The organism is Methylobacterium sp. CB376 (assembly GCF_029714205.1).
In the GTDB taxonomy this organism is placed as follows: domain Bacteria; phylum Pseudomonadota; class Alphaproteobacteria; order Rhizobiales; family Beijerinckiaceae; genus Methylobacterium.
In genome coordinates this window covers 4,385,255-4,399,182 of the sequence record NZ_CP121648.1, presented here as the reverse complement: position 1 = coordinate 4,399,182, position 13,928 = coordinate 4,385,255, and the positions used below count along the sequence as shown (strand labels likewise).

At 73.7% G+C, this 13,928-nt stretch carries 13 protein-coding genes; 1 reads left to right on the top strand and 12 read right to left on the bottom strand.

What is annotated here, in order from left to right:
- Positions 1–85: 85 nt before the first annotated feature.
- Positions 86–1,666 (bottom strand): ABC transporter substrate-binding protein, encoded by a 1,581-nt coding sequence (locus tag QA634_RS19925; RefSeq protein WP_012333684.1) that lies wholly within the window; start codon positions 1,664–1,666, stop codon positions 86–88.
- 267 nt (positions 1,667–1,933) lie between these two features.
- Between QA634_RS19925 and QA634_RS19920 the strand changes: the two genes are divergently transcribed.
- A complete protein-coding gene (locus QA634_RS19920) occupies positions 1,934–2,131 on the top strand; it encodes a hypothetical protein (protein ID WP_018259907.1) in 198 nt (65 codons plus the stop codon).
- Between the two features lie 385 nt (positions 2,132–2,516).
- On the opposite strand, the gene QA634_RS19915 is transcribed toward QA634_RS19920, so the two are convergent.
- From QA634_RS19915 to QA634_RS19865, 11 genes are all read right to left on the bottom strand, one after another.
- On the bottom strand, positions 2,517–3,773 hold the full coding sequence (locus tag QA634_RS19915) for a TadG family pilus assembly protein (RefSeq protein WP_012333682.1): 1,257 nt from the start codon (positions 3,771–3,773) through the stop codon (positions 2,517–2,519).
- On the bottom strand, positions 3,770–4,138 hold the full coding sequence (locus QA634_RS19910) for a TadE family protein (protein ID WP_012333681.1): 369 nt from the start codon (positions 4,136–4,138) through the stop codon (positions 3,770–3,772). Before QA634_RS19910 ends, QA634_RS19915 begins: the two co-directional genes overlap by 4 nt.
- 352 nt (positions 4,139–4,490) lie before the next feature.
- Complete coding sequence (locus QA634_RS19905) at positions 4,491–4,871, bottom strand: hypothetical protein (protein ID WP_018259908.1); 381 nt, start codon at positions 4,869–4,871, stop codon at positions 4,491–4,493.
- A 107-nt stretch (positions 4,872–4,978) separates the two neighbouring features.
- The gene (locus QA634_RS19900; RefSeq protein WP_012333679.1) at positions 4,979–5,227 is read right to left on the bottom strand and encodes a hypothetical protein; all 249 of its coding nucleotides are present in this window, start codon (positions 5,225–5,227) and stop codon (positions 4,979–4,981) included.
- Positions 5,228–5,346: 119 nt separating this feature from the next.
- Positions 5,347–6,390 carry a phosphatase PAP2 family protein gene (locus tag QA634_RS19895; protein ID WP_012333678.1) on the bottom strand — a complete coding sequence of 348 codons (1,044 nt, stop codon included), beginning with the start codon at positions 6,388–6,390 and terminating at the stop codon, positions 5,347–5,349.
- A 205-nt stretch (positions 6,391–6,595) separates the two neighbouring features.
- The gene (locus QA634_RS19890) at positions 6,596–6,910 is read right to left on the bottom strand and encodes a hypothetical protein (RefSeq protein ID WP_012333677.1); all 315 of its coding nucleotides are present in this window, start codon (positions 6,908–6,910) and stop codon (positions 6,596–6,598) included.
- A 285-nt stretch (positions 6,911–7,195) separates the two neighbouring features.
- Positions 7,196–10,264, bottom strand: a complete 3,069-nt coding sequence (locus QA634_RS19885) for a GAF domain-containing hybrid sensor histidine kinase/response regulator (RefSeq protein WP_012333676.1) — start codon at positions 10,262–10,264, stop codon at positions 7,196–7,198.
- 409 nt (positions 10,265–10,673) lie between these two features.
- Entirely contained in the window at positions 10,674–11,372 is a 699-nt protein-coding gene (locus QA634_RS19880; RefSeq protein WP_018259910.1) for a TetR/AcrR family transcriptional regulator, read from the bottom strand.
- Between the two features lie 111 nt (positions 11,373–11,483).
- Positions 11,484–11,927, bottom strand: coding sequence for a hypothetical protein (locus QA634_RS19875; RefSeq protein WP_012333674.1), 444 nt, complete (start codon positions 11,925–11,927; stop codon positions 11,484–11,486).
- Positions 11,928–11,940: 13 nt separating this feature from the next.
- Positions 11,941–13,605: a cation/acetate symporter ActP gene (gene actP, locus QA634_RS19870; RefSeq protein ID WP_012333673.1), complete on the bottom strand. Its 1,665-nt coding sequence runs from the start codon at positions 13,603–13,605 to the stop codon at positions 11,941–11,943.
- A complete protein-coding gene (locus QA634_RS19865) occupies positions 13,602–13,901 on the bottom strand; it encodes a DUF485 domain-containing protein (RefSeq protein WP_012333672.1) in 300 nt (99 codons plus the stop codon). Before QA634_RS19865 ends, actP begins: the two co-directional genes overlap by 4 nt.
- Between the last annotated feature and the right edge of the window lie 27 nt (positions 13,902–13,928).

Below are 13,928 nucleotides of genomic sequence, written 5' to 3'. Positions count from 1 at the left end.
CCGTCGTCCGGGGCGAGCGGACCGGTCCCGCAGGCCGCCGAGGGCCGGCCGAGCCGTCCGCGCGACGACGTGCCGATCTCCCGCGCTACCCGCCCCGCCGCAGGTTGGTGAACAGGGGCAGCCCGGTGAGCATCCCGGTCAGCTCCGACCGGTAGGCCGTCGGCTGGACGTAGCGGCCGCAGGGAATGTAGGCGCCGACCGCGAGGGCGCGGGCCTGGATCTTCGCCGCGATCGCCTGCTGGGCGGCGAGGTCGGGCGCCGCGAACCACGCGTCGCGGAGCTCCTCCAGCGGGGCGTCGGTGAGCCAGCTCGGCACGCCGGCCCGGCCGATGCCGCGGGTCGCGAGGTGGTAGGCCGGCGAGAGGTGATCGAGCCCGCCGGAGAAGATGCCGAACAGGCTCCAGCCGCCCTGGTCCAGGGGCTTCGGGTTGAGGATGCGCTGGTTGACCGTGCCCCAATCGGTGGCGACGTAGTCGAGGGCGACGCCGAGCCGGCGGCAGACCTCCGCCATGACCTCGCAGACCGCGTTAATCCGCGGCACGTCCGTGCCGGCGAGGAGCACCACCGGCTCGCCGCGGTAGCCGGCCGCTTCCAGTTCGCGCCGGCTGCGGGCGATGTCGCGGGGACCGGTCAGGATCTCCATCCCGGCCTCGGAGGCCATCGGCCCGCCCGGCGTGAAGATGCCGGCCGGCCCGCGCAGGATCGCCGGATCGGTGCCGGCCACCGCGTCCATCATCTCGGTCTGGTCGACCGCCCCCAGGAAGGCCCGGCAGATGGCCGGGTTGTCGAAGGGCGGCTGCAGGTGGTTGAAGCGGATCTGCCCGATCAGCCCCGCCGGCTCGACCACCGCCACCGTGACGCCCCGGGCGCGCGCGAGCTGCGGCACGAGGTCGATCGCGGGCTGCTCGATCCAGTCGACCTCGCCGGCCCGCAGCGCGCTCGCCGCGGTGGCGGGATCGGGCATGGTGCGCCACTCGACCCGCTCGAAATGGGCGATCCGCGGCCCGGCCGTGAAGCTCGCCTCGCCCCCCTCCCGCGGCCGGTACTCGGCGAAGCGACGGTAGACCGCGAGCGCCCCCGGGACCCGCTCCTGCGCGACGAAGCGGTAGGGACCGCTGCCGACCATCTCCGGCACCGCGCTCGTCGCGGGCGTCGCGGCGAGGCGCTCGGGCATGATGACCGGCACGTACGAGGTCGGCTTGGCCAGCGCCTGGGGCAGCAGCGGGAAGGGCCGCCTCATGCGGAACTGCACCACGCGGTCGGAGGGTGCCGAGATCTCGTCCAGGGCCGCGAAGAGCGCACCGCCGAAGGCGTCCCGCACGGCCCAGCGCCTGAGGCTCGCCACCGCGTCGCGGGCGAGGACCGGGCTGCCGTCGTGGAAGCGCAGGCCCTCCCGCAGGGTCAGCCGCCAGAGGCGCCCGTCGGCCTCGACCTCGTGCCCCGCCACCATCTGGGGCTGAGGCCGGAACTGCGCGTCGGTCCCGTAGAGCGTGTCGAAGACCAGGAGCGCGTGCGTCCGCGTGACGTAGTTCGTGGTGATGATCGGGTCGAGCAGCGCCAGGTCGGCGTAGGGCACGAAGCGCAGCGTCGTCTCGCTCGCCGCGCGGGCGAGGGCCGGACAGGCCAGGGCGGCGCCCCCGAGTGTCAGGACTTGGCGTCGGTTCATGCGGGACCCCTCCGGTGCGCGGCGGGATTTGCAAGAGGGGGGCCAGCGATCCGCCTCCGCCCGCGCCGCGCGGCTGGTCGCGACGCGCCCGGCACCATCCTGGGACTGCGGCGGCGGCGCCGCGAGGCCGTGAGGCGGTCGGGCCGGTGACGGGCGGCCCCTCCGCCGGCGGCTGGCGTGGCCGGCGCGACGCCCGTCCGCCGTCCATCACGGCCACTAGCCATCTCGCCGCATTGGACCCGCGGCGCCGGCCTCCATATCCGGGTCATGGACGCGCACGGGCAGCATTGCTTCACGCTGGAGATCCGGCCCAGCCGCGATGCGGCGGGCCATTACACCTGGGCGATTCGCGACCACGGCAAGCTCTACCGCCGGTCGGACCGGCCGCACCGATCCGAGGCGGAGGCGCGCGAGGTCGCCGAGGCCGAACTCGCGCGCCTGATGGCGAGGCACTCGGTCGCCTGAGCGGCGGGGCGGCTGTCCCTCTCTCCCGTCCGTTCAGCGCGGAGGGACGCTCCGCGCGCCGAGAGCATCTTGCAACTGGTGGCCCCCGCCGCGGGACACGGCCGAGGGCCACCTCGCCGTCGTGGTCGCGGGCCTGCGCGGGCGCGGTCGCATGGGGATGCCCCAGCGGGCCGCCGCGCGTGAGGAGGCGCTCCGGGCCGCGTGCGCGGCGGCCGCGTCGGCTGCCGGCGAGGGAGCGGCTCTCCCCGGTCCGCCGGCCCGCTCGACGCGCGGGTCCCACCGCCCACCCGGCCCCCGCCGGTTCGGGAACGGTCCGGCCCCGGATCCCGCGGCCGGGCGCCCGGACGGAGGTGCAGGGGCAGAGGGCCGCCGGGCGAGCCCGGCCTCACTCCACCAAGCCCGAACTGTACTTGAAGCCCGCGGGCAGGACGTCCGAATAGACGTCGAAGTTGAACGTGACCGATCCGTTGTAGTTGACCCGCCCGGCGATGACGTAGCCGCTCTTGGCGACGTCGCTGACGGTGCCGGAGCCGGTCATGCTCAGTGTCGCGCTGGGCAGGTAGATCGTCCCGTCGAGCAGGATGTCGGGGCTGCCGCGCACCACGCTCGTGGTCGTCGCCGAGGCGCTGCGGGATTGGAAGATCAGCAAGCCCCGATAGGGGCCGGTGCTCGGCGCCTTCAGGTTCACCGTCCCGGAGGCCGCGAATTTCAGGGTGGAGGTCGCGTCGAGGAAGATCGTCACTCCCGATCCCGCCAGGGACGCGTTCTGCAGCAATTCGACAGTGGCGTTCTTGAAATAGTACAGGCCAGGCTGCAGGTTGAAATTGCCGTTTCCGTTCAGCGTGATCTTGCCGCAATAGGTGACGTTCGAGGGAAGCGTCATGCCGGAGCCGGTGTTGAGGCCGTTGTAGTAGCAGCCGGCGGTGGGTGGGGCGGGCTCGGGGATGTCCGCCAGGGGATCGGCGGCGGGAAGGCACCGGGTGATCGGCACGGGGCTGAAGCTCGATCCGGAATAGCCCCCGGTGATGCAGAAGCTGCGGGCCTGGGCGGTGCTGTTGTTGCCGGTGGTGGCGGCCGAGGCGGAGGTGGAATTCACCTGCACGCCGCAATTCGGCACCGAGAGGCGGCCCGTCCCCGAGACGCTGAGGGCGCCCGAGGCCGAGGGGTCGAGGACCAGGAAGCAGTAGGCCGGCGAGAACCGCACCGCCACCGCGCTGGCCGAGAGGTCGGGCGTCGCCCAGCCGAGCGCCCGCGCGAAGCCGGTGATGACCGGGTTGCCGCGCGCCTCGCTGCGGGAGGCGGTGACCTGCACGGCGTTGGCCGGCGTAGCGCCGGCCGTGAAGGTCCGCGTGGCCGAATCGTAGCTGCCGAACTGGACGTCGGCGGCCGTCGTCACCGAACCGGCGCCCGCCCCGGCATTGTCCGCCGCGATCGCGAGGGCCCGGCTCAGGGCCGTGCCCGTGTCGGGCAGGACGGCCACGGCCGCCAGGGAGGCGGCGTCGGCCGTCACCTTGAGCCGCTGCTTGACCATCTGCAGGGTGGAGAGGTCGATCGCCAGGGCGGCGACGCCGAGCCCGACCGGCGACAGCAGGCTCGCCAGCACGGTGATCTGACCGGCGCGGTCGCGGAAGAAGTGCCTCATGAGCCGGGCTCCTGCTGCATGCTGACCCGGGCGTGCAGGACGACGCTGCCATAGGCCCAGTTCAGGAGCGTGGTGGGGGTCGCCGCCGCGGCCGAGAAGGCGACGTCCGTCGTGAAGCGGTTGTTGGCCGGGTCGCCCGGCGCGGTCTGGGTGACGCTGATCGTGGTCCCGGCCGCGACCCAGGCCGGGAGCTGGCGAATCACCGCGTCCGACGCCTGGGCGGCGCTGATCCGGTTGGTGGCGAGCTGGCGCGTCACGTCGCGCGCGGCACTCTCGGCGCTGTTGAGCGTGTACACGATCAGCCCGAACTCGATCAGGCCGAAGGCGAGCACGATCAGCGCGGGCGTGAGCAGGGCGAACTCCACGGAGTTGCTCCCGTCCTGACTGCGCAAGAAATGTCTTCGAAGGAGCATGACGGGCCGGCCGCAAATTAGACCAGCTGAGGCTAGGCTTCCGGTCCTAACTTTCGATTGATACTGATCGTCCAACTCATCGCGTTCGTCACGGACAATTTTATTGCAATTTGACTGATAAAGGCTGAGTGCGACCGGCGTGGCGGCGGCGGTTCGCGCGCCGCGCGGGAGGGCGGGTCGGCGCAGGCGGGATCCATCCTCGAGCGGGACGGCGACCGGTGCCACCCGGGCCCCGCGCCAGCGCGAGGCGGGCCCCGCGCCGCCGGCGCCGGGCGGGCGCGCCATCGACGCCGGGCGCGGGCGCTCAGGCGCCCCGACGCGCCGCCCAGCCGGCCGCCGCGAGCGCCGCGCGCCCGAGCAGGACGCCGAGGATCGCCCCCGCGCTGCTGGCCGCGAAGTCAATCACCTGCGGGGTCCGGCCCGGAACCCAGATCTGCCCGACTTCGAGCAGGCCCGCGAGGCCGACCAGGCCGGCGCTCAGCGGGGCGCGGCGGATGTGCGGGTAGGCGGTAGCCAGGAGCGCCGCCGCCCCGCAATAGGCGATGACGTGCTCGATCTGGCCGAGCAGGCCGGTGCGGATCTCCCACTCGCGCGGGATCCACGAGAGCCAGACGATCAGGACGACACAGAACCAACTGGCGAGACGGAGCGCGCTGAGACAGGCGCGGAGGGTGTGCTGAGACATGGATTGCCCGTAGCAAGGCGCGTGCGAGGGCGCGAGCGCAACTCGTGGTGTGCCGCGCTCGCGCGGCCGACCCCGCCCGCCCACGCGGCGGTCAATGGCGTCGCTCATCAAACTCCGCCGCCGCCGCCGCCGGATCCGCGCGATTGCGTGAAGATGTCGACGATCTGGAAGGCCGAGATCCGGAAGGTCATGCCCGCCTGCTGCGACCCGACCGCGATCGGGTCCTTCGGCGTCAGCTCGCCCAGGCCGAAATCGGAGTAGCTTCGGCCGCCGACGGCGCGGTCGAGCACGTCGTCGGGAAGGTCGTCGGCCAGGGCCGCGATGGTGCGTCCCGGATCGGTGTCGCGGCGGGTCATGCGCGCCTCCTCGGTGATCGAGAGTCTCCCTGGCGCCCATCCGACACGGGCGCGCCGCCGGCTTCCGTGCGGTCGCGCACGGCGCGGCGGCCCCTCGGTCCGGGGGGACGCCGGCGGGATCAGGCGCGCTCCCGGCGCGGCACGATGCGGGAGAGTGCGCTCGGGATCAGCCGGCCGGCGGCCTCGGTGGGCGCGGCCGGCCGGCGGGCCAGGACGAGACGGGCGAGCAGCGCGCCGCCCACGGCCGCGCCGGCCAGCAGGTCGGGCAGGTAATGCCCGCCCGCGCTCAGCGTCGCCAGCACGACGGCCGCGTTCACCAGGATCGCCGGCTTTCCCAGGCCCGGCACCGGCGCGAGCGCCCAAGCGGTGATCAGCGCGAGGCTGACGTGGAACGACGGAAAGGTGACGAGGCCGCGCATGTCCTGCAGCGCGATCACCCGCAGGCTGCCCGCGCGCAGCTGCGCGAGGGGGTGGAGGTGCCAGAGGGCGCCCACGGTCTCGACCGAATCCGGATCCGGCGGGGCGAGGCCGTAGGCGGCGTAGGGGCCGACCGCCGGCAGCAGGGCCGAGACGGCGACCGCGCAGGCCAGCGCGGCGCAGAACAGGCGCACGAAGGCCCAGAGCCGGCCCATGCGGCGGGTCGCCGCGAGCACGATCACCACCAGGGCGATCTGCGGACCGCTCGAATGGTAGGCGAGCGCGAGGGCCCGCGCGACGGCGGGGTGGCGCTCCACCAGCGCCACGTGCGCGCGCCAGTCGAAGCCGAGCGCCGCCTCGGCCCGCATGAGCACGGGGTCGGCGAGGGGACGCCCCAGCGTGGCGGCGAGGTAGTGGAGCAGGCCGAGCGCCGCCGTGCCGGCCATCAGGCCGGCCGAGGCGAGCGCCATGCCGCGCAGGGCGGGATGCGAGGTCGCCCGGCTCCAGAACAAAGCGCCGAGGAGCAGCACCGCCACGAGGCCGGCGAGCCCCCCGAAACCCGCCGGGTCGAGGGCGATCCCGGCCGCCCACAGCCACGCCCCGTCGACTGCCAGGAGCGCGGCGATCAACGCCCACAGGAGCGGATCGGGCGCGGCGAGCGGCCGCGTGACCCACCGCAAGCCCTCGACGATCCGGGCGCCCCGCCGTGTCCGCCGTTCCTCGTGCCGGAATCGCTGCCGCGTCATGGGCCCGCTGCTCGTCCGCGCAACCTCGCGCGGGCAGTCTTACGCGCGAGGCCGCGCTTGGTTCGTGGGTGCGGGCCGGATCCCCGGCGGGCAGTGCGCGCCGCGTGCGGGCGCCCCGCTTCGCCGGATGAGGCCGCTCGGCCCGGCACGGGCGGGTGCATCGTCGGCACGCGTCCGAGACGCCGCCCCCCGCCGAGACGGGCGGCTACCGGTGCGCGCCGAGCGCCGCGAGCGCGCGCGTCAGCCGTTCGGCCTGCTGCTGCCACTGGTCGCGGGCGCGGCGGAGCTCCTCCACCATCTCGCGCAGGCCCCCGATCTCCGCCTCCGCGGCGGCGAGCCGGAGGCGCAGCGCGACCGCGTCGGCCCGCTGCGCCTCCTGGTCGAGAGGATTGTCCGGCGGCGCGGCGCGCGGGTAGACCCGCTGCAACTCGGCGGGCGCGATGCGGAATTCCCCGTCCTCGCGACGCTGCGCGGCGAGCCGGCCCGCGCTGATCGCCCGCCAGATGGCGGACCGGCTCACCCCCGCCCTCCTGGCCGCGTCCTGAAGGCTGAGCCCCGTCATGCCGCCGCTCCCCGCCGCTGCGCCCCACCACCGCCCTCGTGCGGAACGGGACCGCGTCTTGCAAGCCCGGCGGGCGCCGCATGGGCCGACCGTGAGGGCCGACCGTGACGCGTCCCTCCCCGCGCGGCGGCGCCCAGGACCGCGATCGGCGACGCCGCTCTGCCGTCGACGGCGAACGAAGCCGACGCCTCGGGACGACGATTCGACAACGGAACCGACGGTCGTTTCCCGTCACCGTCGGGATCAGCCCTGGCCGGAGATGAGGTCCTTGATGCGGCTCGCGAGCGTGTCCATGACGAACGGCTTGGTCAGGATCGCCATGCCGGCCTCCTGCAGCCCCCGGCCGATCGCCGCCGATTCCGCGTAGCCCGTGATGAACAGCACCCTGAGGTCCGGGCGGGTGACCCGGGCCGCGTCGGCGACCTGCCGGCCGTTCATGCCGCCGGGCAGCCCCACATCGGTGATCAGGAGGTCGATGCGCGCGCCGGATTGCAGCACCTTCAGGCCCGACGGCCCGTCCGCCGCCTCGATGGCGACGTAGCCGAGATCCTCCAGCACCTCGGTGACGAGCATGCGCACGCTCGGCTCGTCGTCGACGATCAGCACCGTCTCGCCCTGCCCGGCCCGGGGGGCGACGGCGAGGGCGGGCGAGGCTTCGGGCGCCTCCGCCTCGCCGCGGTGCCGCGGCAGGTAGAGGCCCATCGTCGTGCCCTGGCCGAGGGTGGAGGCGATCCGCACCTGCCCGCCGGATTGCCGGACGAAGCCGTAGATCATCGACAGGCCGAGCCCCGTGCCCTCGCCGAGGGGCTTCGTCGTGAAGAACGGGTCGAAGACCTTGGTCATCACGTCGGGCGGCATGCCGGTGCCGGTATCCGTCACGCACAGGAGCAGGTACTCGCCCGCCGGGACATCGAGCGGGCGGGCCGCCTCCTCGTCGAGCCAGGCATTGGAGGTCTCGATCGTGATGCGGCCCCCGTCCGGCATCGCGTCGCGGGCATTGATGCACAGGTTCAGCAGCGCGTTCTCGAGCTGGCTCGGATCGACCAGGATCGGCCAGAGGCCGTCCCCGGCCAGGATCTCCAGGGCGATCGCCGGGCCGATGCTGCGCCGGATCAGCTCCTCCATGCCCGCCACGAGCCGGTTCACGTCGGTGGGCTTGGGGGCGAGGGTCTGGCGCCGCGAGAAGGCGAGGAGCCGGTGAGTGAGCGCCGCGGCGCGCCTGGCGGCCCCCTGCGCCGCCTCGATGTAGCGGTCGAGCTCGCCCGTCCGGCCCTGCGCCACGCGCGTCTGCAGCAATTCGAGGGAGCCGGCGATGCCGGTGAGCAGGTTGTTGAAGTCGTGGGCGAGGCCGCCGGTGAGCTGGCCCACCGCCTCCATCTTCTGAGCCTGCCGGAGCGCCTCCTCGGTCTTGGCCAGGGCCTCGCCCTGGGCGCGCTGGACGGTGATGTCCCGGCCGACCGCGTGGATCAGCCCCTCGTCCGGCACCGCGGTCCAGGACAGCCAGCGGTAGCTGCCGTCCCGGTGCCGGTAGCGGTTGACGAAGCGCAGCGTCGTCAGCCCCTCGGAGAGCCGGCCGACCTCCTCCCGCGTCGCCTCCCTGTCCTCCGGGTGGACGAAATCCGTGAACCGGCCGCCCACGAGGTCGTCCTCGCGCCAGCCGAACAGGGTCGTCCAGGCCGGGTTCACGGCCGTGATCGTGGCGTCGAAGCGGGCCACCAGCATCACGTCGGTCGAGAGCCGCCACATGCGGTCCCGGTCGGCGGTGCGCTCGGCGACCTGCGTCTCCAGGGTCTCGTTGAGGCGGCGCAGCGCCTCCTCGGCGTCGAGGCGCCGCAGCACCGCGCCCGCCGTGCGCGCGAGCGCCTCCAGCGTCGCGACCTCGCCCTCGGGCGGCCGATGGACCTCCGGCCAGTAGGCGCCGATGGCGGCGGTCGCCTCGCCGTCCGCCAGGATCGGCACCATCACGAGACTGCGCACGAAGGTGGGCGTGTAGAGATCCTGCGGCACGCGGGAATCCGCGCGCACATCCGCCACGATCGCGGTCCGGCGGTTGAGCATGGCCCAGCCCGAGATGCAGGAGACGAGCGGGAAGCGGCGTCCCTTCCAGAGCGGCTGCACCGCGTCCTCGATGGCGTAGAAGCACTGCTCGCCCCGGCGCAGCACGACCGTGACGCCGTCCGCCCCCGACAGGCGCCGCGCCGCGGCCCCCACGATCTCCATCAGCTCGCCCAGCGTGCGCGCCGCGGGCGCGCGCTCGATCGCCTCGGCGAGGATCTCCAGCCGCGCGTTGCGCTCCTGGACCATGCGCTCGGCCCGGGCCCGCTCGACGGCGGCCCAGGTGCGCTCGGCCACCTCCCCGACCAGCGACACGTCGTCGGCCGACCAGGGCCGGGCCTCGACCGAGTGGACGAAGAGGACGGCCGAGAGGCGCCCGGCCTTGACCAGCGGCACGACGATCTGCGCCCGGACGGCGAGGCGCGCGTGGGCCGCCTCCGAGGATTGGCCGGCGGTCCGGGGATCGCTGCGCATGTCCTCGAACACGACCGTCCGGCCGGCCAGGAAATCCGCCAGGAAGGCGGAGGCGTAGCGGGTCATGTCGTGCTGGCCGGCGATGGAGGCGACGCCCTGCGCGCACCAATCCTGCGCGATGGTCAGGCGCGGGGCGCCGTCCGCGTCGCTCACCTCGCCGTAGCCGACGCGGTCCGCGCCGAGATGGAGGCCGAGGCTGCGGGTCGCGGCCTCCCGCACGGCGAGCGGGTCGGCGAGGTCGCGCAGCGCGTCGGCGAGCCCGGCCAGGAAGGCCTCGCGGCGCTCCGCCCGCACGCGCTCGCTGGTCTCGACCACGATGGCGACGACCCCGGCGGGCCGGCCGCGCTCGTCGAGGATCGGCGAGTAGTCCAGGTCCATCCAGACCTGCTCGGGCCGGCCGTAGCGGTGCAGGGTCAGTTCCTGGTTCTTGTAGGCGAGCGTGCCGCCGGAGAGCCCCACCTTCATGACGTGGTCGTTGAAATCGGCGACCTCGGGCCAGCCCTCGCGCACCTTGGAGCCGAGGAGCTGCGGGTGCCGTCCCCCGGCGAAGACCGAGTAGGCGTCGTTGTAGATCATGATGCCGTCCTCGCCCCACAGCATCACGATGGGCACGGGCGAGAGCAGCACGATCCCGACCGCGGTGCGCAGGCTCTGGGGCCAGGTTTCGAGGGGCCCGAGGGGAGTCGCCGCCCAATCGTGGGCGCGCACGAGCGCGCCGAGTTCGCTGCCACCCGGGATGAAGGGGTGGTCGGGCGGCTCGGGCGGCAGGCTGCAGGCGTTCACGCCGATACTCCTCACGGTCTCGCGAGGAGCACTGTGACACGTTCGTGGTCGCAACGCGGCAGCGTGCAACCGAGTCGCGCCCGAGCCACCGGGCCGCCCCGGTCAGGCCGGCAGCCCCCTGGCGGCGGCCGGATCCCACGAGGTCGGCCCGCAGCCCGGCGATCCGCGCCTCCTCGTCCCGCAGATTCAGCCGGCGCCGTGCGGCGCGGCCCCGGCATCATCGATTCCGGCACCATGGCGGCCCGTCGCCATCACGGGATTCTCTCCCCGGACGAGCTTCCGAGAGACAACCAGAGCCATGTCATCTTGTCCGAAAGCGCTCTCCCGCGCCCACGCGCGACGCGCCCTCACCGGCCTCCCGGGGCGCGGCGCCGCCCGCGCCCCGATCCCGACCCGGCCGCGGACCGCCTCACCGGGCGCAGGGCGCGTCCTCCTCGACGCCGATCACCGAGGCCGCGCCGTCGAGGAACATCTTAACCTTCATGCCGACGATGGCCGGGATGTCGTCGACCGGCATGCTGTAGATGAACTTGCGCACGCCGAGATAGAAGATGCCGGCATGCAGGCTCCAGATCGCCTCGATCTCGAGCGGCGTGGCCGGCTTGTCCGCGAGCGGGCGCCTGCCGAACTCCTCGCGCAACTGTCCGATGATGACCGAAAAAATCCTCTCCCGCAGCAGATCCAGATAGCGCGTGTTGAAGTCCAGGCCCTTGAGCCCGGCAAACATGAACAGGCGGATCCACTCGTAGGTGAGAATGACGCTGGCGTAATCGGTATAGAAGGCGGTCAGCCGCTCGCGCAGGGGGCGGGAGGCGTCCTGGACGGCCTCCTCCCAGGCCGGGTTCCAGCGGCGCAGGAACACCTCCTGGTACACGCGCTCGACCAGGGCGTCCTTGGTCGGGAAGTAGCGGTAGAGGAGCGGCTGCGTGATGTTCAGCCGCTTGGCGAGTTCCCGGGTCTGGCCCTCGAAGCCGAACTCGGCGAAGAACCCGACCGCCTCGCGGACGATCTCCTCCTCGCGCTGGGCCGGGCTCAGGCGCCGGCGCCCCGCCTCGCCCGCGCGGACCGGGGCGCGCTGCGCCGCGGACGGGCGTCGGGGGGCCGTCACGAATTTCGTCGTCGCATCCACGGCGGCAGGTTACCACGCGGCGTCGCGGGAAGACCACCGGGCCGGGGCGGGGCCGCGCGGGCTGCGCGGCCGAGGGGGCTGACCGGCCGGTCACCGCCCGGCCGGGACCGCGATGGCCGCGTCGCGACCGAGCGGCAGGGGCGGGTTGGCGCTGTCGAGGAATTCCACCGTGGTGAACACGAGGTCGGTGTCGCCGATATTCTCCAGGTCGTGGACCATGAAGGCGCCCCGCGCGTAGCGATGGTGCCGCGTGTCGCCGGGGGCGTAGGACACCTCCGCGACCCGCCCGTCCCCGTAATGCGAGCGGGCGCGCCCTGCGGTGATGGCGGTCCAGAAATAATCGAGGACGTGGGTGTGGAAGCCGATCCGCTCGCCGGGCCTCAGGGTCAGGAGCCAGACGCGGACGCGGTCGGTCTCGGAGACGAGCCGGCTGCCGACCTGCCCGTTGCCGGCGCGGTCGGCGAAGTCCCGGCGCAGGGCCTCGGGCCAGTCGGCCGGCGGCGCGGGCCAGGCATGGGCGGGGGATTCGGTCATGGGTCCTCCTCGGTCAGTGGGCGGCGACCGGCCGGGGCCGGTCGAAGCCGGTCTGGGCGGTGACGTGCTGGGCGCGGTAGGCCGCGCGGACGGCGCGGGCGGCCGCGCTGCGGTCGAGGCGCGAGACCGCCACCGCGGTCACGAAGGCGAGCGGCACGGAGAAGAGCGCGGGGTTGTCGTAGGGGAACGGGGCCGCCCCGAGGCCGAGCACGGCGGTCCAGACGCCCGGGCCGAGGATCATCAGGCCGAGCGCGCACAGGAGCCCGGCGAGCGAGCCCGCGACGGCTCCCCGCGTGGTCAGCCCCGGCCAGGAGACCGAGAGCACGATCACCGGGAAATTGGCGCTCGCCGCGATGGCGAAGACGAGCCCGACCAGGAAGGCGATGTTCTGGTTCTCGAAGGCGAGGCCGAGGGCCATGGCGGCGAGGCTGATCGCCACCGCCGCGCCCTTCGAGACGCGCACCTCCTCCGCCTCGCTCGCCCGGCCGCGCCGCAGGACGCGGGCGTAGAGGTCGTGGCTCGCCGCCGAGGCCCCGGCGATCGCGAGCCCGGAGACCACCGCCAGGATGGTCGCGAAGGCGACGGCCGAGATGAAGCCGAGGAGCGGGGCGCCCCCGAGCCGGTCGGCGAGGTGAAGCGCCACCATGTTCGGGCCGCCGATCAGGCGGCCGGCCGCGTCCGTGAAGGCGGGCTCGCCGAGCACGAGGGCGATCGCCCCGAAGCCGAGCACGAAGAGCAGCGTGTAGAACACCGTGATGAAGCCGGTGGCGACCAGCACCGAGAGCCGCGCCTCGCGCGCATCCGCCACGGTGAAGAACCGCATCAGGATGTGCGGCAGGCCGGCGGTGCCGAAGATCAGCGCAAGGCCGAGCGAGAGCGCGGAGACCGGATCCCGCACGAGCCCGCCCGGCGCCATGATGGCGCGGCTCTTGGGATGCAGCGCGATGGCCCGCGCGAACAGGGCCTCCAGGCTGAAGCCGAACCGGGCGAGGATGAGCGCCGCCATCAGCGCCGTCCCGGCAAGCAGGAGCACCGCCTTGATGATCTGCACCCAGGTGGTCGCCCGCATGCCGCCGAAGGCGACGTAGAGCATCATCAGCACGCCCACCAGCGCCACCGCCGTGGCGTAGGGCAGGCCGAACAGGAGCTCGATCAGCTTGCCGGCCCCGACCATCTGGGCGATCAGGTAGAGGAGCACGATCACCAGGGTGTTGAGCCCCGCCACCAGCCGCACGGGGATCTCGGCGAGCCGGTAGGCGGCCACGTCCGCGAAGGTGTAGCGGCCGAGATTGCGCAGGGGTTCGGCGATCAGGAACAGGATCATCGGGAAGCCGACCAGGAAGCCGACCGCGTAGATCATCCCGTCGTAGCCCGAGCCGTAGACGAGCGCCGTCACTCCGAGGAACGTGGCCGCGGACGTGTAGTCGCCCGCGATGGCGAGCCCGTTCTGGACGCCGCCGAGCGAGCCGCCCGCGGCGTAGAAGTCGCTCGCCGTGCGGGTGCCGCGCCGGGCCGCCCGGATTGTGACGGCGAGGGTCACGGCCACGAAGGCGAGGAACAGGCCGATGGCGACCGGGTTCAGGGCCTGGCGGCTCGACGGGCCCGACAGCGCGTCGGCCGCCGCCGGTCCCGCCGCGAGGGCGAGCGGCACCAGGGCCGGGAGGAGGCGCGGCCTCATCGCAGGTCCTCCTGCAGGCGGCGGCTCAGGGCGTCGAGGCGGGTATTGGCGACGAGCACGTAGATCGCCGTCAGCAGGAAGCCGAGGCCGAGGAGTCCCACCCCGGCGACGATGCCCCAGCTGATCGCGGAGCCCTCGGCGACCGGCAGGCCGAGGAGGGCCGGGCGGAACGCGATGGTGAGGATGTAGGTGAAGTAGGCCCCCGCCATCGCCGCCGCGAGGCCGAGGCCGAGGCAGCCGCGCTCGAAGGCGAGCCGGCGGAAGGCCGGATGGCCCGCGATCCGCTCGATCTCCATGGTGTCGTCCCTCCTGCTGTGGTGATC